The organism is Asticcacaulis benevestitus DSM 16100 = ATCC BAA-896 (assembly GCF_000376105.1).
GTDB lineage: Bacteria > Pseudomonadota > Alphaproteobacteria > Caulobacterales > Caulobacteraceae > Asticcacaulis > Asticcacaulis benevestitus.
Genome location: NZ_AQWM01000010.1, coordinates 17,445 through 37,478 on the forward strand (window position 1 = coordinate 17,445; position 20,034 = coordinate 37,478).

The window sequence follows — 20,034 nt, forward strand, 5'->3', positions numbered from 1 at the left end:
GTACTCCTGAGCAGGCAACAAACAAAAAGCTATAGTGACGGCATGTGCAGGATTTGTGACAGCCGTGTGTCTATGCAGAAAGGCGGGCTCCGCCAAGGAACCCGCCTCCCTATCATACGTGTGTAACGAGGCTAGAACGACGAACCGAGGCGCACCCCGAAGGTTTGCGGTGTGTTCGGCACGATATAGTTGCGCTGATAGCAGATGCTGCACTGGACATAGCGTGACAACTCGGCGCGTTCATTAAAGGCGTTGCGCAGGTAAGCCTCCAGCGTCCATGTGTCCCACTCGACGCCAACGGCCAGATTAACGACCTTGAATCCTCGCAGGCGACCAAGCGCCTCTGCCTGGGCGACACGAATATCGGTCGAGGCGCCGGATTGATAGGTGGCGTCGATCTGCCAATAGGGGCTGTACTTGCCAACATCCCAGCTATAGCGGGCGTTGGCGGCCAGCTTGACCTGTGGGGTGATCGGCAGACGGGTGCCGATGGGCGCGGCGATCGAATCCTCGTGAGGGGCGTAGACGTCGGTGGCGACGCCATCCTTATACTGGGTTTCGTGCGTCGTGATGGTACCGGAGCAGTCCGCGTTCGAATCCCCCTCATAGGCGCAGAGATTGCTGGTCGTCTTGGCGTTGGTCAGGGCGCCGCTGGCGCCTATGGTCAGGCCCTGCATCGGCACCCAGGCCAGATCCATTTCCAGACCCTTGATATCTGCATCGGGGCCATTGTGGATTTCGGTAAAGCTGTTCTGACCCAGGAAGGCGAACTGGAAGCTCTCCCACTTCTGATCATAAAGGGCGCCGTTGAGGTGGACCGTCTTGTTGAACAAGGTGGCCTTCCAGCCGAATTCAACATTGCTCAGATAGTCCGGTGCGTAGTTCGGCACGCTGGCGCGGCGGTTGATGCCGCCCGGACGGAAGCCCTTGGAATAGGTGCCGTAGAGCATAAGGCTCGGTGTGGCCTTCCAGGACAGGTTGACCTTGGGCGAGAAACCGCTGCCCTTGGCGTGCTTGGGCGAGATGGAGCCGTCGGCGCTCTGGACTCCAAGATCGGTACAGGGCGTGCCTTCAATACCTCCTTTGGTGAGGAGCGTGCCCGTCGGATCCTTGGGGTTATCGACGCCATAGGTGTCGGTGGTGAAGCAGCGGCGGACGCCTGTGCTGGCACCTAAAGCATTTGGGTTACCAAAGCCGAAGAAGCCGATCAGCGAATTGTCATAGGTGAAGGAGCGCCCGCCCGCGGTCAGGGTCAGTTTCGGCGTGATGTCGAAGCTGACCTCGCCGAAAATGGCGGCGTCGCGGTCGATGCGGCTTTGCTTGGTCAGCCAGAGCGTGCCTTCCCAGCCGTTGACCGATCCATCGACGCCCAGATTGGGCACCTGATAGTCTTGCAGGATATCGTGCGTTTGGTATTGATAGAAGGCGCCGGCGACAAAGCGCAGACGATCGGTCGTGGGTGACGCGATACGGAATTCGTGGCTCTGCTTGGTGAACTTGTCTGTGCCGAAAATGGTCTGACGCGGGTCTATCGTATTGCCATCATTATCCTTAAAAGACTGAACGTTAGCCAGTCCTCCGTCAGAAGCATAATAAGCTTCATAAGCCTCGGCGTAGTCGGTATAGTCGGACTGCGTATTGACCTTGCGTTCCATATAGGCGCCGGCATAGGTCAGGTCGAAATTGCCGATCTTGCCCTGAACGGTGAGCGCGGCCTGAGCAAAGCGGTCATGGCCACTTTCGGGAAAGAAGCGCTGGACCTGCAGATCGCCGAGCGAGCTATCGTAGGCATAGGTGCCATGGCTCTTGGTGTCCTGCGCGATGATCGTCGCCGTCGTCGTCCAGTTGTCATCAAGATCAACTTTCAGCGCGGCGCGACCACCAACAACGTCTGTGTCGTTATAGTCCTTCTTGACGAGCTGATTGTTGTAGACCGTGATACCGGGCAGGTAACCCGTGATATTTTCTTGCTCATCCTTAATCTGCAACCCCTGGAAGGTGCGGGTGCCCGGAATATTGTCGATATACCCGGCGTCATGGTCATACCAGCCGACGAGGCGCAAGGCGGCCTTACTGCCGATCGGGGTGTTGAACATGCCTTCCAACTGGCCACCCATCCCGCCATCGGTAACCTTGTTCACTTCGCTGTCGAAGCGGCCATAGGTGCCGGTCATATCCGGCTTGTTGGTGATGATGCGCAGGGTGCCGGCTTCGGAAGAAGCGCCGTAGAGCGTACCTTGCGGACCGGCAAGCGATTCGATGCGGGCGATGTCATAGACGTGGACATCAAGCGCACCGTCGATCGTGGTGACCGGCTGTTCATCCAGATAGATACCGACGCTGGGGAGCGAGCCGGAGTGGTTGCCATCACCGCCCGAGGCGACGCCGCGGAAATAGACCTTCGTCGAGCCCGGCGAACTGGTCTGGAACGAGACGCTGGGGAGTTGGGCGGCGAAGTCGTTGAAATTGGAGATGTTGAGTTCATCCAGCTTCTTGGTGCCGAGCACCTGAATGCTGATCGGCACATCCTGGAGGCGTTGCGAGCGCTTCTGCGCCGTGACGATGACCTCGATGCCCTCGGAGTCCGAACCTGCGGTGACCGTGGTGGGCGCACTTTGAGCGAAAGCGAAGGCTGGCAGCGTGGCGAGCATGGTGCTCGTCAGAAGGGTGGTGGTTAAGCGACGCGCATTCATAGGTAGCCCCCGTATGTCGGTTTAAGCTATCGAGACTGTGCTTCGCCTTTCAAAGCGTCAATGGCCATCTGTTGCGGCGCAAAATTGAGATCACAAATGTGTCGCAATTGCCGCACTTTTTGCCACAAACACCCGAGCGGAATGTCAGTCACCCAAGTAAATTAAAGGGATGCCGCATATTTTCGCAAGATTGACCTTACGTTATGCTATCTCGCACATGCGAAATGAGAGACGTCAGGATAGGCCTCAAGCACAGGGCCAAGAGCCGCCTTCAGCGGCCCAAGCCACGGCTCGAAACCTTGCCAGCCTTCGGTGCCCTCGCGGAAAATCGGCTTGCGCACCTGTTCGGACGAAGCCGTGCGCACCGCACGTTCGGTTTCGTGAAAACGCAGGGTTGCCGCCTCAAATTCCAGTCCGCAGGCGGCCAGCAGGGCGCGCACTTCCGTCTCGGTATCGTCCACCATGCGCTCATACAGCACGCGCTGCACCCGCCCCGGCAGAACGTCATCGACATGCTTCATCAGCCGCACATAGTCGGCGTAATAGCGGCCAAGATCGTCCAGACTGTAAGAAAAGGCCTGCCCCTTGGCGAAGTGCTGCTTGAAGTTCGAGAAACAGCAGCCGAGCGGATGGCGGCGCGCATCGATGATGATGGCGTTGGGCAGGATCAGATGGATAAAGGGCACATGCGCCCAGTTGTTCGGCAACTTGTCGATGAACAAAGGACGGCCGGTCTTGCGCTGGATTCGGGTACGCGCCAGGTAGCTTTCGCCGAGGTCTCGCAGATGTTCCGGTGTCAGGCCAGCGACGGGATTGGGATAATCCTTCGAGGTGCGCGCCAGAGCCGGAATATCCGGCAGTTCCGAGGTGCCTTCAATCTGGCTGTGGCTGGAAAGTATCTGCTCGACCAGGGTGGAGCCGGCGCGTGGCATTCCCAGAATAAAGATAGGATCGTGGGCGTCGCAGCCCTGCCCTTCACGCGCCTTGAAAAATTCCGGCGTAAACAGGGCGATGCTGCGATCGACAAAAGCCGTGGTGTCTTCGGCTCTGTAGTCGATCGTCTCCCGCCGAAGCATGTTGCCAGCCTCGTAATGCCGGAAAGCTTGCGCGTAGGCCTTCTGGTCTTCGTAAGCCTTGCCGAGCGCGAAATCGAGGTGGAAGCGATCCTCGTCGCGCAAGGTCTCGCGGGCGAGCGCGCTTTCCATCGCCGCCACGTCGTCCGGCGTGAAGCGCACCGTCTTGAGATTGGCCAGACTCCACCACACCTCGCCAAGAGTCGGGGTCAGCTCAAGCGCCTTGCGATAGGCGGCGATCCCATCCTCCTGCCGCCCCACCGTCTTGAGCATATGGCCGAGGCTCATCCATACCTTCGGCTGGTTCGGCGCTTTCGCCACCACGTCCTGATAGAGCTGGATGGCCTCGTCGAAACCACCAATCCTGCTGAGCGCCGCCGCTTTCAGATTGTTGAGGCCGATATTTTCCGACTCGCCGTCAAGCAGGCTATCGAGTTCGGCAATGGCCTCCGGCGCGCGGTTTTGTTTATAGAGCACCGAGGCCAGATTGGCGCGGGCCGCGCCAAAGGTCGGCGCCAGTTCCAGGGCGCGGCGCAGCAGGTTTTCCGAGTCACGATAGCGCCCGATGCGCGCCGCCACCTCGGCCAGCATGCGGATGGCGGCCACATCGAACGGATCGGTTTTGAGGTGCTTGCGCAGCAGCGGCTCGGCGACCTCAAGGCGGTTATCGTAAAGCGCCAGCGCCGCGTTCATGACGTCGGCGTTCTGCATGCCCTGACGGATGGCGATCTGTTCGGGCGTCTCGGGGCTATCAAAAGAAGGGGACATGCCGATTATGTTCAATAGAAACCCGGCATTGTAAACTGAAATTGTTTCATCCACCGGACAGGCGCCATCAAGTGACGGATCAGGACTTTACAAAATTAAAGGAATAGTGATCAGTCAAGCTTTACATATCTGTTTAGAGTCGTCGTAAAGACCCACAGAAAGAACACTGAAATGAGCCTGGCCACAGGGCAGAACGATGCAACCACCCGCCACCTGCTTGTGGTTGACGACGATGACCGCATCCGCACCCTGCTGAAAGAGTTCCTGTCACGGCAGGGTTTCCGCGTCACTGCTGCGGCCCATGCCGACGCCGCCAAACGGATGCTGCAACTGCTCGATTTCGATCTGTTGATCGTCGATGTCATGATGCCGGGCGAGGATGGTTTCTCGCTGTCTAAATGGGTGCGCGCCAATTCCAATGTGCCGATCCTGATCCTGACGGCGCGCGGCCTGCCCGATGACCGCATCATGGGGCTTTCGATCGGCGCCGACGACTACCTGTCCAAACCCTTCGAGCCGCAGGAACTCTTGCTGCGCATCGAGGCGATCCTGCGCCGCACCGGTGTCAAGCCCGCCCTGCCCAAGGCCATCGCCATGGGGCCGTTCAGCTTCGATCTTGAACGCTCAGAACTGAGCAAGAGCGGCACGCTGGTGCGCCTGACGGAGGCAGAATCGCAACTGCTTAAATATCTCGCAGAACGCGCCAATGTGCCGGTCGATCGCATGGATCTGGCCAAGGACAGCGTCGATACCACCGGCCGCGCCGTCGATGTCCAGGTTACCCGCCTGCGCCGCAAGATCGAGCAGGACCCGAAGAACCCGCGCTATCTGCAAACCGTGCGTGGCAAGGGCTATATGCTGGCGCCTGACTAATGGCGCCAAAGATGGCTCAGGGCACACGGCGTAAACTGCCGAAAATCAAGTTCTGGCCGGCCGTGCTGAAACGCAAGTTCCCGCGTACCCTTATGGCGCGTGTGCTGCTGATCATCGTCCTGCCGATCGCGGTGATGCAACTGGCGATCACCTGGGTGTTCTTCGATCTGCATTGGCAGACCGTCACCGCCAAGCTTTCCGAAGGCCTGGCCGGCGATATCGCCTGGGCGGTGCAGGCCTATAAGGAAGATCCCGACGACGACAATCTGAACAAGATCAGGCTCCAGGCCGAACAATCCATGCAGCTTTCGATCACCCTGAAAAAGGGCGAAAAACTGCCGACCACCCTGCGCCCGTCGATTTTCGTGGCACTTAACCGCACCATCGACAAGGCGCTGGGTGACCAACTCCAGGAAACCTACTGGTTCGATACCACGCGCTATCCCGGCTTTGTCGATATCCGCGTCCAGACAGTGCAGGGTGTTCTGCGCTTTATCGCACCGAAGGACCGCGCCTTCGCCACCACCGGCTATATCTTCATCTTCTGGATGCTCGGCGCCACCTGTATCCTCACCGCCGTGGCCATGCTGTTCATCCGCAATCAGGTGCGCGCCATCGAGCGGCTGTCACAGGCGGCGGAGAAATTTGGGCGCAATGAGGAAGACCCCGGCTTCAAGCCCTATGGCGCCACCGAGGTGCGGGCCGCCGCCGAAGCCTTCCTGAAGATGAAAGCGCGCATCCAGCGCCAGATCGAACAGCGCACCACCCTGCTCGCCTCGGTCAGCCATGACCTGCGCACGCCCCTCACGCGCCTCAAGCTCGAACTGGCCATGTCAGAGCAGGATGAGGCCAACAAACGCATGAAGCAGGACGTGTCGGAAATGGCCTATATGATCGACGAATACCTGGCCTTCGCGCGCGGGGAAATGTCCGAAAATACCGACAGCGTATCGGTGCGGGTGCTGATGGACACCATCACCGATAATGTGGCGCGCGCCGGCCACAAGCTGCAAACCGAACGCCTGCCGGAAGATCTGCGTGTCAATATTCGCGAACTGGCCGTCCAGCGCGCCATTATCAACCTGATCATGAATGGCTTCCATTACGGCAAGTATGTCCGCTTCCATGCCGAGGTCGATAGAGCCAGCGCCGTCTTGCGCCTGTTCATCGATGACGATGGGCCAGGCATCGCGCCGGAGCGCCGCGAGGAGGCGTTCAAACCGTTTTCGCGGCTTGATGAATCACGCAACCAGAACATCAAGGGTGTGGGCTTGGGGCTCGCCATCGCGCGCGATATCATTCGGGGCCATGGCGGCGAACTCGTGCTCGATACCAGCCCGCAAGGGGGACTGCGCGCCTCTATGAGCTTGCCGATCGCGCAGGTTTAAAGTGCCCTGACCGTATCTGAAGAATACTGCGCGTCAGCATAAAAGACATTCATTATGGGTGCGGACACCAAAAAGGGCGCCCCCGAATGGAGACGCCCCAGTCTTGGCTTCCTGTATCCTAGTAGCTGTAGGCGAAGCGCAGGATGAAGTTGCGGCCCGGCTCCATATAGTCTTTCTGATACGATGGGCTCTTGCCCTTGGTGGTGTAATAGCGGTGACCATCGAGGATGTTCTGCACGTCGAAATCGACGCTCAGGCCCGAACGGATGTTGTAGCGGGTATGCAGGTCGAGCGACTTGTTCGGCTGCACCCATTTGTCGACCGCATTGTCACGCAGGTCTTCGATATACTTGCCCTGATACTGATAGCTCAGCTTGCCCTCGAAACCGTATTTCTGATAGGTCAGCGAAGTGTTGTAGATCAGGTTCGGCGCCTGAATAAAGGTGATCGGATCGCCCTTGCGGTAGTCAAGGCCGGTCTCGGCTTCCGAGGTCTGCACCGTGATGTTGGCCTCGACGCCGAAGCCGTCAAACGGAGCGGCCAGGCCTTCAAACGACTTGATCAGGTTCAGTTCGACACCGGAAATCTTGGCGTCCTCACCGTTCTTGGTTTCGGTGATCTCAATCGTGCCTGCCTTGGTGTCGGCATTGACCGCTGAGCCGTTGGTGAAGATGAAGTTCTTGATCGCCTTGTGGAACAGGCCGACCGACACCACGCTGGAACTATCGGGATAATATTCCGCCGACAGGTCGAAGTTGAGCGCCTCAGCCGGCTTCAGATCCGGATTGCCACGCGCGATGGCAACGATTTCCTTGGTAATCTTGTCGCGCGTGATCGATTCGCCACGGGTGATGTTGCCATATTCCGGACGCGAGAAGCTGGTCCAGATAGCGCCGCGATACACCACATTGTCGCTTTGACGATAAACGGCGGTGACACTTGGCAGAAAGTTGGAATAATCGGCCTTGGTGTTGGCGAAGTGTGAAACGCCGCCATTTTTGGTGTCTTCGTTGATCCAGCTTGTGTTGTCGACCTGGGTGTTCTCGATGCGTGCGCCGGCCACCACTTCCCAGTTTTCGGATTTCATATTGGCCAGGGCATAGGCCGCATAGATGGTTTCCGAACCATGCTTGTCGTCGCCGTTCTGATCGGCTTCCGAATAGGTGACCGGCGTCGTTTTCATCGCCCCGTCGATGGCGGACGTCACCTTGTCACGGTTCAGGACAGCGCCGTAATAGTAGCGCCCGCCCAGGAAGCTGTCGAGACTGCGTTCGATCAGGCCTGACTGCGCCAGATTGCCCGTGTTGGCGATATCCCCATCCCATAGCTTCGTCTTGTCATATTTGCGCTCGGATTTGGAGTACTTGACGCCCGCCTTGACGTAATCGACAAAGCCGCCAAGATCGTAGCGCGCATCCAGCTTCAGGGCTGTGCGGGCATCTGACTGCTTGTATTTTTCCAGCGAAGCGCCGTCATATTGCAGCAGGCTTGGGTCGGACTGGACCGTGCTGGCGAAAGCCGGCAGTTGCGGCAGAGGGAAGCGCGGATCGAAGGACGACCACAGTACGCCGGTCGAATTAAAGATCGGACCGCAAGCCGCCTTAGCGCCCAGGTTCTTGCCATCGCAATTGTAGCCGATGCTGTAATCGCCGTCGCTGCCCTTTTCACCATAGGAATAGCTGGCGTCATATTCGAGCGTCAGGGCATCCTTGTGCGTTATGCCGCCGGCGTTGATCGTCGCCAGGCTGGACTTTTGATCCTGTGTCTGGAAACTGCGGGCGAACTGCATCGCCTTAGGGTCCCATACCCCGGAACGACCGTTGAGCGACCAGTAACCGCTGCTGTTGCGATCCTGATCCGTTATGATCCCATCACCGACCATAACAACCTTACCGTTGACAGTAGTTTTCTCGGTAAGCTGGTCAACAATCTGGCTGGTCGTATAGCCGTAGATATTGCCTTTGACCGGATCGGAGCCGGTAATCATGCTCTCCGGCGCGCGGAGCGTGGTGTCGTCAATATTGACCTGCGTCAGACGCTTGGTCGGACGGCTGCGGAAGTCCGTGTAGTCGTTGGTGCCAGTACGGTCGAGTTTGGCAAACTGCCCGCGCAGGTAAAGCTGAGTTGCATCGCCATGATAATCGAGCGAGAAGTTGCCACCGTAACGCTTCTGCTCACCATGGCGGAAGTCGAGGTCGATACCCGGCAGATACATCGAGCGCGAGTCGATGGCCTCCTCGGAGTCCTTGCGCCAGCGATAGGGCTCCCACTCGCCGTCGTTCTCGGTTTCCTCGTTGGAATAGGCCGACTTGCCGTAATAGGCGGAGGCGAAGATGCCGAAACGGTTGGCTTCACCGAACTTGCGGGCGAGATCGACCTGAAGCTGCCCACCATCGGCGCCTTCGCCATTATCGGGAGCGCGGTCGTTATGGGTGAGCGCGCCGAATACACGCACCGTCGGCTTCTTGAAATCAAAGGCCGTGGGCGTGACGAAATTGACCGCACCGCCGATGGCGTCGCCATCGAGATCAGGCGTCAGGGTTTTGGACACCGAGATCGACTTCAGGCCGTTGGGCGGCAGGACCGTCATCGACATCTTACGGCTGGCGCTGTCGGTAAGTGCGACGCGAACACCATTGATCGAATAGGCGTTGAACGTGCCGGCCATGCCGCGCACCGAGACATATTCGCCTTCACCGGTTTCCTGATTAACCACCACATTGACACCGGGAATGCGCGCCAGGGCGTCAGCGACATTGGCGTCCGGCAGTTTGCCCAGATCGTCGGCCGAGATGACGTTCACAACGCCGGTGGCTTTCTTCTGCGCGCCGATCGAGTTGGCGTTCGACAGGCGCTGACCGGTCACAACGACCGTCGTCGGTTCTTCAGTGGCCTGCGCCGAATCCTGTGCAAAGGCGCTTAGCGGCAAGGCACAGATCAGGGCCGCGACACTGGCCCCCATAAACTTTGATTGAGAGGTTTGCGATGACATGGGTGTTCTCCAACGGGTCCATAAGCCTAATAATGACGCTTCTTCTGACCACACGCCCGATAGGCGCGCCGGATCGTCACCCCATCCCGCTCCTGGCCCCCGCATGTCGTACAGGCGCAAGGGTTCGCACCTTCTGACACAGGACAGAATTCGATATGGACAGATGATGCCCGGGTCATGATTGTTAATAAGAAGCCGTTACTTCATGTCTTAAAATAAATCTGGTGTAAACCAGTTTAGATAGATTTGAAAAAATTATTTAATAACAATAATTTATTTATAAAAATGTCACATTATAATGCTTTTCTGCAAGGCTGCCCTTTGAGGCAAGCCCATCACGCAGCCGCCCCATAACGACTGCTTGTTCTGAAAAATTGTCTATTTTCAAACACTAGAGCGAATTCCGATCTGATTGGATCAGATCAGATCGGCGCTCTATTTTTATTTGTTTTGACGCGCTTTTTTATCCGAAAATGCGTCACACTTTTCGGAAAGCACTCTAGCCGACGCGAATATCGACGCTGACCTTAAGTGCATCGTGGCGCCAGTATTCCTGATCATATTCGACCACGCGGCCTTGCGCATCGTAACTGATGCGCGTTACCAGAAGCCCCGGCAAGCCGGACTTGACGCGAAGAGCGGCAGCTTCCGCCTGCGTCAGCGCGCAGGGCTGCATATCGATGCGATTGCGTGCGACATCGACAACATATTCCCGCTTGAGCACCTGGGTGAGCGAGCCGTCGAGATCATGATCAAGCAGGCCAGGCGCCAGACGCGGGTCGACATAGATGGTCTCAACCAGCACAGCGCGGTCATCGACATAACGGCGGCGACGCAGTTCATAGAGAGTCGCGCCAGCATCGACACCGAAGATGTCCGCCAAAGCCGCCGTGGCCTGCACCTCACATGTGCCGAGAAGTTCGGTCTTGGGATCGCGTCCCTGCGCCTTCACATAGGACATGAAGCCTTCCCAGCGCGTCGGATCATAGACGATCGGCGCCGGCGACACATACCAGCCGCTACGCTCCTTGCGATAGATCAGACCCTCGGCCTCAAGCTGGAACAGGGCGGCCCGCACGGTGCCGCGCGCTGCACCCGTGCCGCTTTGCAACTGGCGCTCGGACGGCAGGCAGGCGTTGTGCCCCAGATCACCGTTTTCGATGTGGGCGGCTATACTGTCACGCACCCCCAGATAATGGCGTGTATCGGCGCCATCCGGCAGGTCCATCCACCAGTCGGGCCGGGCAAGCGATTTCTTCAGGGTCATGCAGGTCGAGTTCCGGCGGTCAGTTCAAGGCACCACCTGCATACGCGACTCGCGGCGTCTTACCTAGCCTTCTCATCAAGCAGTGACCGGATCATCGGCGCATAGCTGGCGAAGGCCGGCATTTCGGCGCCGACCACCTTGCCCAGTTCATCGTATTTCCGCAATTGCATAGCCGCGTCATGCCTGGGATCAGCCAGAAAGGCGTCGACCTCTTCCGGATCCATGATACCGCCCTGCAGCACGAAGCTTTGCAGGGAGGCTTCACTCAACCCCTCGATATAGGGCGGGTTCGTCGTCGCCAGATAACGCTTGGCGCTGACGTGCAGCGCTATCGGCGCGGTCACACTCGGCGGCAGGATGCGCGCCAGCCAACCTGAGCCAATGCGCTCATGTCGCGTGTCGATACCGCGATCGGCGGCATCTTCGCCGAACTTATGCAGCAGGTGGCCGATGTCATGCAGCAGGGCCGCAATAATCAAAGCGTCATCAGCGCCGTCTATATGGGCATGATAGGCGCATTGCTCGGCATGTTCGCGCTGACTGATGTCCTCGCCGTAGTGATCGTCGCCGCGCGTTGCGTAGAGGTGGAGGATATAATCAACACTATCGGAGGCGGCGGCAGGCTCAGGCGACAGGGCAAGGTCAGGCAGGGACATTAAGATTTACTCGGTTTGAAAGGCATCAGCTTATCTGGTCTATACCAGAGAGATTGTCCAAGAACAAACGCCAAATGGCCGCAGTTAAAAATGTCACAAAAATTTAAAACTACGCCTCCCGTCACTGGTCTATACCAGATCAAATTCTGCTGAAGGGGCCTGATCATGACCAAGACACCTGCATTCGACGCCAGCCGCCGCCAGCTTCTGCAAATGGCCGGTGCGGGCATCAGCCTGGCTTCGCTTGCCTCGCTGCAAAAAGCCATGGCCACGCCGGCGCATAATGTCAGCGGCACCCTCATGGATGTCGAGCACGTCGTTATCTTCATGCAGGAAAACCGGGCCTTCGATCATTATTTCGGCACCTTCCCGGGTGTGCGTGGTCAGGGCGATCCGCGCCCCTTGCGCCTGCGCAACGGCCACAGCGTCTGGCGTCAACCGAGTGACCAGCACCCCGACGGTTTCGTGCTGCCCTACTGGGCCGATTCCAAAACCGCTAATGCCTATGTCGTCGATGGCGCCGATCAGGGCCATGACGCCGCCACCATCATCGTCAATGGCGGCCACTACGATCAGTGGGGCGTATCAAAGCAACTGCAAAACCGCATGACGCACTACAAGGCGTCAGACCTGCCGTTTTACCATGCGCTGGCGGCCAACTTCACCATCTGCGACGCCTACCACTGCTCGACCCTGACCCAGACCTACCCGAACCGGCTGCATCTTTGGACGGGCTGCAATGGCGCGGGCGCGGTCGGCGGCGCGCCGGTGCTTTCCAACTACGGCGAGGACGAGACGCCATCGGCCGACATGGCCGAGGACCGACCGATCAAGGCCTATGAATGGACCACCTATGCCGAGCGCCTGGAAAAGGCCGGCATCAACTGGAAGGTCTATCAGGAATACGACAATTTCGGCGACAACATCCTGTCGGTTTTCAAGCCCTTCCGCCCGTGCGACAAGACCTCGAACCTTTATAAGCGTGGCCGCTCGTGGGTTTCGGAAACCAAACCGGCGCCCGACCGCACCCGCTCGGATGGCCAGCAACTGGTCGAGGCTTTCCGCGCCGATATCGCTAACGGCAAACTGCCGCAAGTGTCGTGGATTGTCACCGCCGCCGCACTTTCCGAGCATCCCAGCTGGACGCCGGCCGACGGCGAGAATGTCTGTGCCAAGCTGATAGAGGCCCTGACCGATCATCCGGAGGTTTTCGCCAAGACCGCCTTCATCATCAATTACGATGAGGCCGGCGGGCTATATGATCACATGCTGCCGCCGATGCCGCCCGCCGACGACACACAAGGCTATAGCGGTGTCAATGTCGCCGGAGAGTTCAAGGACTATGGTCACGAGGCGGGCAAACCCAATCAGGGGCTGCAACCGCTCGGCCTCGGCATCCGCATTCCGGCCATGGTCATCTCGCCCTGGAGCCGTGGCGGCTTCGTCTGCTCGGAAGTCTTCGATCACGTCTCGACCATCAAGTTCATGGAAAAGCGCTTTGGCGTGATGGAACCGAATATCAGCGCCTGGCGTCGCACCATCAGCGGTGATCTGACCTCAGCCTTCGATTTCAAAACACCCAACCGGGACTTAAGCCAGCTCAACCTGCCCTCGACGGACGATTACAAGGCGCGCCTGCTCCACGCCAGTCAGCAGCCGTCTCTGAAGATTCCCGGTGTACAGGTCGCCGGCGGCCAGCCGGCGCAGCAGCGTCCGGCGCGGCCCCTGCCCTATGCCGTCAGCGCCAATATGCGTCAGGTTGAGCGCAACCTTCTGATCGATCTGCTCAACAGCGGCAGCAAGGCCGCCGTCTTCACCATCCACGATTACGGCCCCTACGCGGTCAACGGCCCCTGGCGCTATACGCTCGATGCCGGCCAGAGCCATAGCGCTGGTCACTGGAACAACCCACACCGCGAAATCTACGATCTGGCCATACATGGTCCGAACGGCTTCTATCGCCATTTCACCGGTCGCCTGCGCGACGATGACAAGCTTACACCCGATCCGGTCGCCGTTACCCTGCGCGAAGACAACGCCATGGGCGAACTGGTCGTCACCCTGCAAAACGCTGGCGGCAAGCAGGCCGTGCTTAGCTTAGCCTTTGATCCGCGCTACGCCCGCGGCAATCTTCTGCCCGCACACCGCGACATCGTGCTGGCATCGGGTGAGACGCAAACCCTGCGCTTCAATCTCAGCCCGGCCGATCACTGGTATGATCTCAGCCTGACCCTGGCCGACACCTCCGGCTGGCTGCGTCGTTACGCCGGTCATATCGAAACCGGCAAGGCCAGCCGTACCGATCCCGGCATCGGCGCGATGGTTATCTGATGAACGCGTCTTATGATGTGGCGATTGTCGGCGGCGGCATCGTCGGACTGGCTCACGCCTATGCCGCCATCAAATCCGGCCTGAAGGTGGCGTTGTTCGAGCGTCATCCGCAGGCGCTCGGCGCCTCGATCCGCAATTTCGGCTTTGTCACAGTCACCGGGCAGCAGCGCGGCGAGTTTCATGCGCTGGCCATGCGGGCGCGCGATCTCTGGCTGGAAGTCGCGCCGCATGCCGGCATCGCCGTCGAGCAGCGCGGTCTCTATGTCAGCGCGCGCTATGCCGAATCGGAAGCGGTGTTGCGCGCCTTTATTGATACCGAAATGGGTGAAGGCTGCCGCCTGATGCCGCCTGCCGAAGCGCCTTTTCTGGCCGATGGCCAGCGGCTCGTCCTGCACTCAGCACACGATATCCGCGTTGAATCGCGCACCGCCATTCCGAAGCTCAGCGCCTGGCTCGGCGAACGCGCCACGTTGCGTTATGGCGTGTCGGTTACCGGCATCGACAGCGGCAGGCTGGAAACGTCGATCGGCACGATTCTGGCCGAACGCATCATTGTTTGCCCCGGTGATGACCTTAATGGCCTGTTCGCCGATCGCATCAGGGCCGCACACATCTCGCGCTGCCAGTTACAGATGCTGCGCCTGGCCGATCCCGGCTTTCGACTGCCCGGTGCGGTCATGTCCGATCTCAGCCTGATCCGCTATCTCGGCTATGCCGACCTGTCCGAAGCCGCCGCGCTGAAAGCCCGACTGCAAGCCGAACACGCCGAACAACTGGCGCAAGGCGTCCACCTGATTGTGGTGCAGAACGCCGATGGCTCGCTCGTGGTCGGCGACAGCCATGTCTATGGCGACGGCCCTCTGCCCTTCGCCTCCGAGGCCACCGACCGGCTTATCCTGGATGAATATCACGCCGTTCTGGGCGCCCCCCCGCCGGTCATCGAGCGCTGGACCGGCACCTATGCCGTAGCGCCCGACCGTCTCTATCTCATCGACACACCCATGCCGGATGTCCGGCTGGCCGTCGTCACCTGCGGCGCGGGCGCGTCTACCGCCTTCGCCATCGCTGAAAAAACCTTCTCCACCTTCTGAGGCACTCATGACTTCTCCCATCAAGGCGTTCGTATTCGACTGGGCCGGCACCATGGTCGATTTCGGTAGCATGGCGCCGGTGCGCGCCCTGCAATCGGTCTTCGCTCTGGAAGGCATCGACCTGTCCGCCGCCGAGGCCCGCGCCGACATGGGCATGGCCAAACGCGCCCACATCACCGCCATCCTCGGCCGCGAACCGATGCGCACGGCCTGGCGTGAACTGAAAGGCGCAGAGGCGGGCCCCGCCGATATCGACCACCTGTTCGAGGCTATCGGCCCCTTGATGGAACAGGCCGCCACCGAATGCGCCGTCATCATCCCCGGCGCGGTCGATCTGGTGACCCTGCTGCGCTCGAAAGGCGTCCGCATCGGTTCAGGCACGGGCTACAGCCGCGAGATGATGCGCGGCATCCTGCCCAATGCGGCGGCGCAGGGCTATGCGCCTGATCTGGTCGTCTGCGCCGGGGAAACCGCCGAGGGACGCCCCTCGCCGCTGATGACGTGGAAGGCGATGGTAGATCTTGGTGTCTGGCCGGCGCGCGCCTGCGTCAAGGTTGATGATGCCACCGTCGGCATTATCGAAGGCCGCGAAGCCGGCGTCTGGACCATAGGCGTGGCGGCCTGCGGCAATGGCGTCGGACTCGATTTCGCCGACTTCAACGCCCTGTCACACGATGATCGCATAAGCCGTGTAGCGGCATCTGCGGATGCCTTGCAGGCGGCCGGTGCGGATTACGTTGTGAACAGCGTCGCCGATATCGCGCGCCTGTTGCCTGAAATCGAAGGGCGTATTGCCTCCGGTGAACGTCCCGGCGTCCAAACCGACCCTATCCGGCCTTAGGAGCCTTATATGAGCAGCATCGACGCCCCCCTGACCACGTCGGGTAAACTCTCCGGTTTTCAGGGATGGCTGGCCAAGGCGCCGCCGGCGGTCTTTGCCCTTTATGGCGGACTGATGGCGTTCGGCGCCTATTTCGCCATGTACGCCTATCGCAAGCCTTTCGCCGTGGCCAGCTTCGCCGATGTGGCGGGGTTCGTCGTCGATTACAAAATCGCTCTGGTCATCTCGCAGGTCTTTGGCTACGCGCTCTCCAAGGTCATCGGCGTCAAGGTCATCTCCGAACTGCCGGGGCGTTATCGCGCCATCGCCATCCTGATGCTGATCGGCTTTGCTGAGCTTATGCTGGTGGCCTTCGCTGCCGTGCCAGCGCCCTACAACATCGCCGCCCTGTTCTTCAACGGCCTGTCGCTCGGTCTGATCTGGGGCTTGGTGTTCGGCTTCCTCGAAGGCCGCCGCGTCTCGGAAATCCTCGGCTCTATCCTGTGCGCCAGCTTCATCGTCTCGTCGGGCGTCGTTAAATCGGTCGGCAAATGGGTCATGCTGCAAGGCATCGCCGGCGAATTCTGGATGCCGGCGGTTACGGGCCTGATCTTCGCCCCGCTTCTGCTGATCTGCGTGCTCGGCCTGTCGCAACTGCCGCCCCCCTCACCCGAAGACGAAGCCGCCCGTATCGTGCGTGCGCCTATGAACAAGGCTGCGCGCAAGGCCGCCTTTTCCGCCTTCGCGCCCGGCCTGATCGCCCTCGTCGTGATCTATGTTGGTCTGACAGCCCTGCGCGATTTTCGTGACAACTTCGCTGCTGAAATCTGGACCGATCTCGGCTTCAAGGACAGCGCCAGCATCTTCACGGTATCTGAACTGCCGATCGGCATCGTCGTGCTCTGCGCCATGGCGCTGCTCACCGTTTTCCGTAACAACCGTATGGCCTTCCTGGCCAATCTCGTCATGATCGGTATTGGCCTGGTGCTGGCGGGCGCCTCCACCTTGGCTTATCAGGCCCATTTGCTCGGTCCGGTAACGTGGATGGTACTGCTGGGTGGAGGTCTCTATCTCGCCTATACGCCGTTCAACGGCCTGTTGTTCGACCGCTTCTTTGCCGCCAGCGGCATGGTCGGTACGGCCGGCTTCCTGATCTACGTCGCCGACGCCAGCGGCTATCTCGGCTCAACGGCCTTGCTGCTGTTCAAGAATTTCAGCGGCCTGACCCTTCCGTGGACGCAATTCCTGATGGGTGCAGCCTACGGCACGGCCGGTTTGGGCTTGATCCTGCTGGTCTGGAGCAGCGTCTATTTCAGTCGCCGCCTCAAGGCCTAGCAGGATCACTTTAGACGTTAAGACGCCGAGGGCTGATAGACCGGCTTGCCCTTGGCGACAATGGCGGACCATTGCCCACGCACCATCGATTTCACCGTCTCCGGCATCGGCACGTAATCCAGTTCGGAAGCGTTGCCGTCGCCCTTGGCATAGGCCCAGTCGAAGAATTTCAGCACCGCTGCGCCCTTGCCGGCATCGGCCTGCTCCTTGTGGATCAGGATGAAGGTGGCGCCGGTGATCGGCCACGTGCCTTCGCCCGGCTGATCAAGCAACAGGAGATAGTTGCCCTTGGCGCTGGTCCAGTCGGCGCTCGCCGCGGCCGCAGCAAAGGACGCGCCGCCGGGTGCGGGGAACTGACCGGCCTTGTTGCGCAGAACCGCATAGGCACCACCGGTTTTCTTGGCATAGGCGTATTCGACGTAGCCGATGGAACCTTCGGTTTGCTTGACGAAGGCCGCGACCCCGTCATTGCCCTTGCCGCCCAGGCCAACCGGCCACTCCACCGTATCGGAGCCGCCGACCTTTGACTGCCATTCCGGTGATTGCGACGACAGGTAGGTGGTGAACAGGAAGGATGTGCCAGAACCATCGGAGCGGTGGACGACCGTGATCGGCGTGGCCGGCAGCTTAACGTCAAGGTTCAGGGCAGCGATGGCGGCATCATTCCACTTGGTGACCTTGCCGAGGAAAATGTCGGCCAGCAGCGCGCCGGTCAGCTTGAGTTTACCTGGCTCAACGCCCGTCAGGTTGACGATCGGCACGATGCCCCCCATGACCGTGGGGAACTGGTAAAGTCCGGCCTTGTCGAGTTCTTCCGGCTTCAAGGGCTTGTCGGTGGCACCGAAATCAACCGTATTAGCTTCGATCTGCTTGATGCCGCCGCCGGAACCAATGGCCTGATAGTTCAACTCAGCGCCACCCGTTGTCTTATATTGTCCTGCCCATGCCGTATAAAGCGGTGCGGGGAAGGTAGCGCCGGCGCCTGAAATCTTGGCTGCCGATTGCGCCGGCTTGTCCGGATTGCTGCACGCGGCCAGCGACATCATAAAGGCCAGGGCGAGGACTTTTTTCAACACGAGAGATTCTCCATTATTGAGGGATCGATCTACAGACTTACGCCGATGTTTGCGACGTTACTGTCACAAGCCCATAAGGATGAACCAAGGATCAGGCAACCCTTATGTAAGGTCACCATAAGGGACGCAGACAGCCGCTTTAAGCCAGCATGTTGCGCTTGTGCGCCGGAAGCTTGCCACGCGGCTTCGGTGCAGGTGGTGGTGGTGTCGGGTCTGGCGTTGGATCTGGCACCGGTTCAGGGGTGATCACGGGCGCGGTTCCTGCCGTGTCGGCATCTTTGAGCGCACCGGCCACGGCGGCCTCGATCGTCTTTGACACGGATTCCGGCTTTTTCAGCAGCGGCTTGATCTCTTTACGCGGCTTGCGTTCCAGTTCGTCCTGCGCCGCGATAATCATGGCCATGATCTTCGGCTTGTCGCTCCAGTAGGTGTTGAGCGCCTGCAGGGCCTTCCAGACTTCGAGGTAATGGGCATCGGTCGGCAAGGCCACCTTGACCTTGGCCGGCGCCGGTCCTGGGGCTGGCCCTGTCGCCTTGCCCTCCAGCGCCTTGTCGAGCGACTGGATGATCTTGCCGGGCTTGTTGGTCAGGGCCAGCACATAGCCAAGACGCGCCTCGATCAGATCGCCGACCTCGCGGCCACGCTCCAGAATCACGCCACCGGATGATTTCAGCGCGCGATCGAGATAATAGCGCACACTGGCGTATATGGCCTCCGCCGAAGCCAGCCGATCGGCGGCCAGACGGCGCAGGCCACGCTGACGACCGGCATAGAGCCCACCGGCGCAGATCGCCATGACCACGCCCAACACGACACCGATCAGGACGAGCACCCACAGGTCGATATGCGGCCCGTAATAGCTGGGATCAATATCCGGCGCATCAAATGGTTCTTCAAAACCTCTGTCGATTCCCTGAGCCAGCAGCATCAGTCGGCCCTCGGCTTCTGGAAGGGGCTGCGATCGTCATTACGCGGATCGATCCAGCGCTCGGAGAACATAAGCTGCTGCTGCGCCGCACGGAAGGCTGCTGTCACCACATTGAGATTTTTCCAGTAGCTGAAAAGCTTCTGAACCGCCTTCCACAGCGATTCGCTCTTTTCTTCCGGGCTCATCATATCCGGTTCACCAACGGCATGAGGCGGCGCATGGACTGGCGGGGCACTATGCCCCCCGGCATCACCGGCCGTGGCCGTGCCGTTATTAACCGCGATATTGATCACCGTGCCGCCCGCCATGACGGGGCCGCCACCGTGGCCGGCATGAGGCGCATCCTTCTCGACCGTGCCTTCGAGCGCCTTGTTGAGTTTATCGACCACCTTATTCAGGTCAGCGCTGAGTTTCAGCGTCTGGCCGAAATTCTCGGCAATGGCGTCACTGGCCGCTTGCGTCTGCGCCACCTGCTCGTCCTGACGGGCGCGCGCCGCATGGGACAGCGCCTTCAGCACCACCTTGGCCCGGCCATCGATGGCATCGCCCAAACCGTTGCGCACGCGACGCTCAGCTTCCTTGAAAAGAACGGTGAGGACACAGGCGAGAACGATCAGACCAATGGTGACCAAGGCCCAGAACAGCAGATCATGCTGCACGATCGGATCGGCCGGAAAGTCGCTGGGGGCTTGCGTCGGCGCATCAAAATCATCGTGCATGTCGAACCCTCCCCTCAACGCGCT

General features: G+C 59.8%; 14 protein-coding genes. 6 read left to right on the forward strand and 8 right to left on the reverse strand.

Annotated features, from left to right (window positions below; all coding sequences use genetic code 11):
- Nucleotides 1-131: 131 nt before the first annotated feature.
- Nucleotides 132-2,693: a TonB-dependent receptor gene (locus B060_RS0112045; RefSeq protein ID WP_018082040.1), complete on the reverse strand. Its 2,562-nt coding sequence runs from the start codon at nt 2,691-2,693 to the stop codon at nt 132-134.
- Between the two features lie 206 nt (nt 2,694-2,899).
- Nucleotides 2,900-4,534: a tetratricopeptide repeat-containing sulfotransferase family protein gene (locus B060_RS0112050; RefSeq protein WP_018082041.1), complete on the reverse strand. Its 1,635-nt coding sequence runs from the start codon at nt 4,532-4,534 to the stop codon at nt 2,900-2,902.
- A gap of 171 nt (nt 4,535-4,705) precedes the next feature.
- Between B060_RS0112050 and B060_RS0112055 the strand changes: the two genes are divergently transcribed.
- Both B060_RS0112055 and B060_RS0112060 read left to right on the forward strand, forming a co-directional pair.
- On the forward strand, nt 4,706-5,407 hold the full coding sequence (locus B060_RS0112055) for a response regulator (RefSeq protein WP_018082042.1): 702 nt from the start codon (nt 4,706-4,708) through the stop codon (nt 5,405-5,407).
- Nucleotides 5,408-5,418: 11 nt separating this feature from the next.
- Nucleotides 5,419-6,795 carry an ATP-binding protein gene (locus B060_RS0112060; protein WP_051081070.1) on the forward strand — a complete coding sequence of 459 codons (1,377 nt, stop codon included), beginning with the start codon at nt 5,419-5,421 and terminating at the stop codon, nt 6,793-6,795.
- Between the two features lie 118 nt (nt 6,796-6,913).
- Here B060_RS0112060 and B060_RS0112065 read toward each other — a convergent pair whose 3' ends face one another.
- From B060_RS0112065 to B060_RS0112075, 3 genes are all read right to left on the reverse strand, one after another.
- Nucleotides 6,914-9,787: a TonB-dependent receptor gene (locus B060_RS0112065; RefSeq protein ID WP_155847678.1), complete on the reverse strand. Its 2,874-nt coding sequence runs from the start codon at nt 9,785-9,787 to the stop codon at nt 6,914-6,916.
- 499 nt (nt 9,788-10,286) lie between these two features.
- Complete coding sequence (locus B060_RS0112070; RefSeq protein WP_236621587.1) at nt 10,287-11,054, reverse strand: UTRA domain-containing protein; 768 nt, start codon at nt 11,052-11,054, stop codon at nt 10,287-10,289.
- Between the two features lie 59 nt (nt 11,055-11,113).
- On the reverse strand, nt 11,114-11,710 hold the full coding sequence (locus tag B060_RS0112075) for an HD domain-containing protein (protein ID WP_018082046.1): 597 nt from the start codon (nt 11,708-11,710) through the stop codon (nt 11,114-11,116).
- Between the two features lie 165 nt (nt 11,711-11,875).
- Here B060_RS0112075 and B060_RS0112080 point away from each other — a divergent pair, with 165 nt between their 5' ends.
- The 4 genes from B060_RS0112080 to B060_RS0112095 are packed head-to-tail and all read left to right on the forward strand — an operon-like array spanning nt 11,876 to nt 17,287.
- Nucleotides 11,876-14,041, forward strand: a complete 2,166-nt coding sequence (locus B060_RS0112080; protein WP_018082047.1) for a phosphocholine-specific phospholipase C — start codon at nt 11,876-11,878, stop codon at nt 14,039-14,041.
- The gene (locus B060_RS0112085) at nt 14,041-15,132 is read left to right on the forward strand and encodes a TIGR03364 family FAD-dependent oxidoreductase (protein ID WP_018082048.1); all 1,092 of its coding nucleotides are present in this window, start codon (nt 14,041-14,043) and stop codon (nt 15,130-15,132) included. The genes B060_RS0112080 and B060_RS0112085 overlap by 1 nt, the downstream gene beginning before the upstream one ends.
- 7 nt (nt 15,133-15,139) lie before the next feature.
- On the forward strand, nt 15,140-15,973 hold the full coding sequence (phnX, locus tag B060_RS0112090) for a phosphonoacetaldehyde hydrolase (protein ID WP_018082049.1): 834 nt from the start codon (nt 15,140-15,142) through the stop codon (nt 15,971-15,973).
- A 9-nt stretch (nt 15,974-15,982) separates the two neighbouring features.
- Nucleotides 15,983-17,287 (forward strand): DUF5690 family protein, encoded by a 1,305-nt coding sequence (locus tag B060_RS0112095; protein ID WP_018082050.1) that lies wholly within the window; start codon nt 15,983-15,985, stop codon nt 17,285-17,287.
- A 17-nt stretch (nt 17,288-17,304) separates the two neighbouring features.
- Here B060_RS0112095 and pstS read toward each other — a convergent pair whose 3' ends face one another.
- The 3 genes from pstS to B060_RS0112110 all read right to left on the reverse strand — a co-directional run bounded on the left by pstS (nt 17,305) and on the right by B060_RS0112110 (nt 20,010).
- Nucleotides 17,305-18,363: a phosphate ABC transporter substrate-binding protein PstS gene (pstS, locus tag B060_RS0112100; protein WP_026172785.1), complete on the reverse strand. Its 1,059-nt coding sequence runs from the start codon at nt 18,361-18,363 to the stop codon at nt 17,305-17,307.
- A 139-nt stretch (nt 18,364-18,502) separates the two neighbouring features.
- Nucleotides 18,503-19,291, reverse strand: coding sequence for a hypothetical protein (locus B060_RS0112105; RefSeq protein ID WP_018082052.1), 789 nt, complete (start codon nt 19,289-19,291; stop codon nt 18,503-18,505).
- The gene (locus tag B060_RS0112110) at nt 19,291-20,010 is read right to left on the reverse strand and encodes a hypothetical protein (protein WP_018082053.1); all 720 of its coding nucleotides are present in this window, start codon (nt 20,008-20,010) and stop codon (nt 19,291-19,293) included. Before B060_RS0112110 ends, B060_RS0112105 begins: the two co-directional genes overlap by 1 nt.
- Between the last annotated feature and the right edge of the window lie 24 nt (nt 20,011-20,034).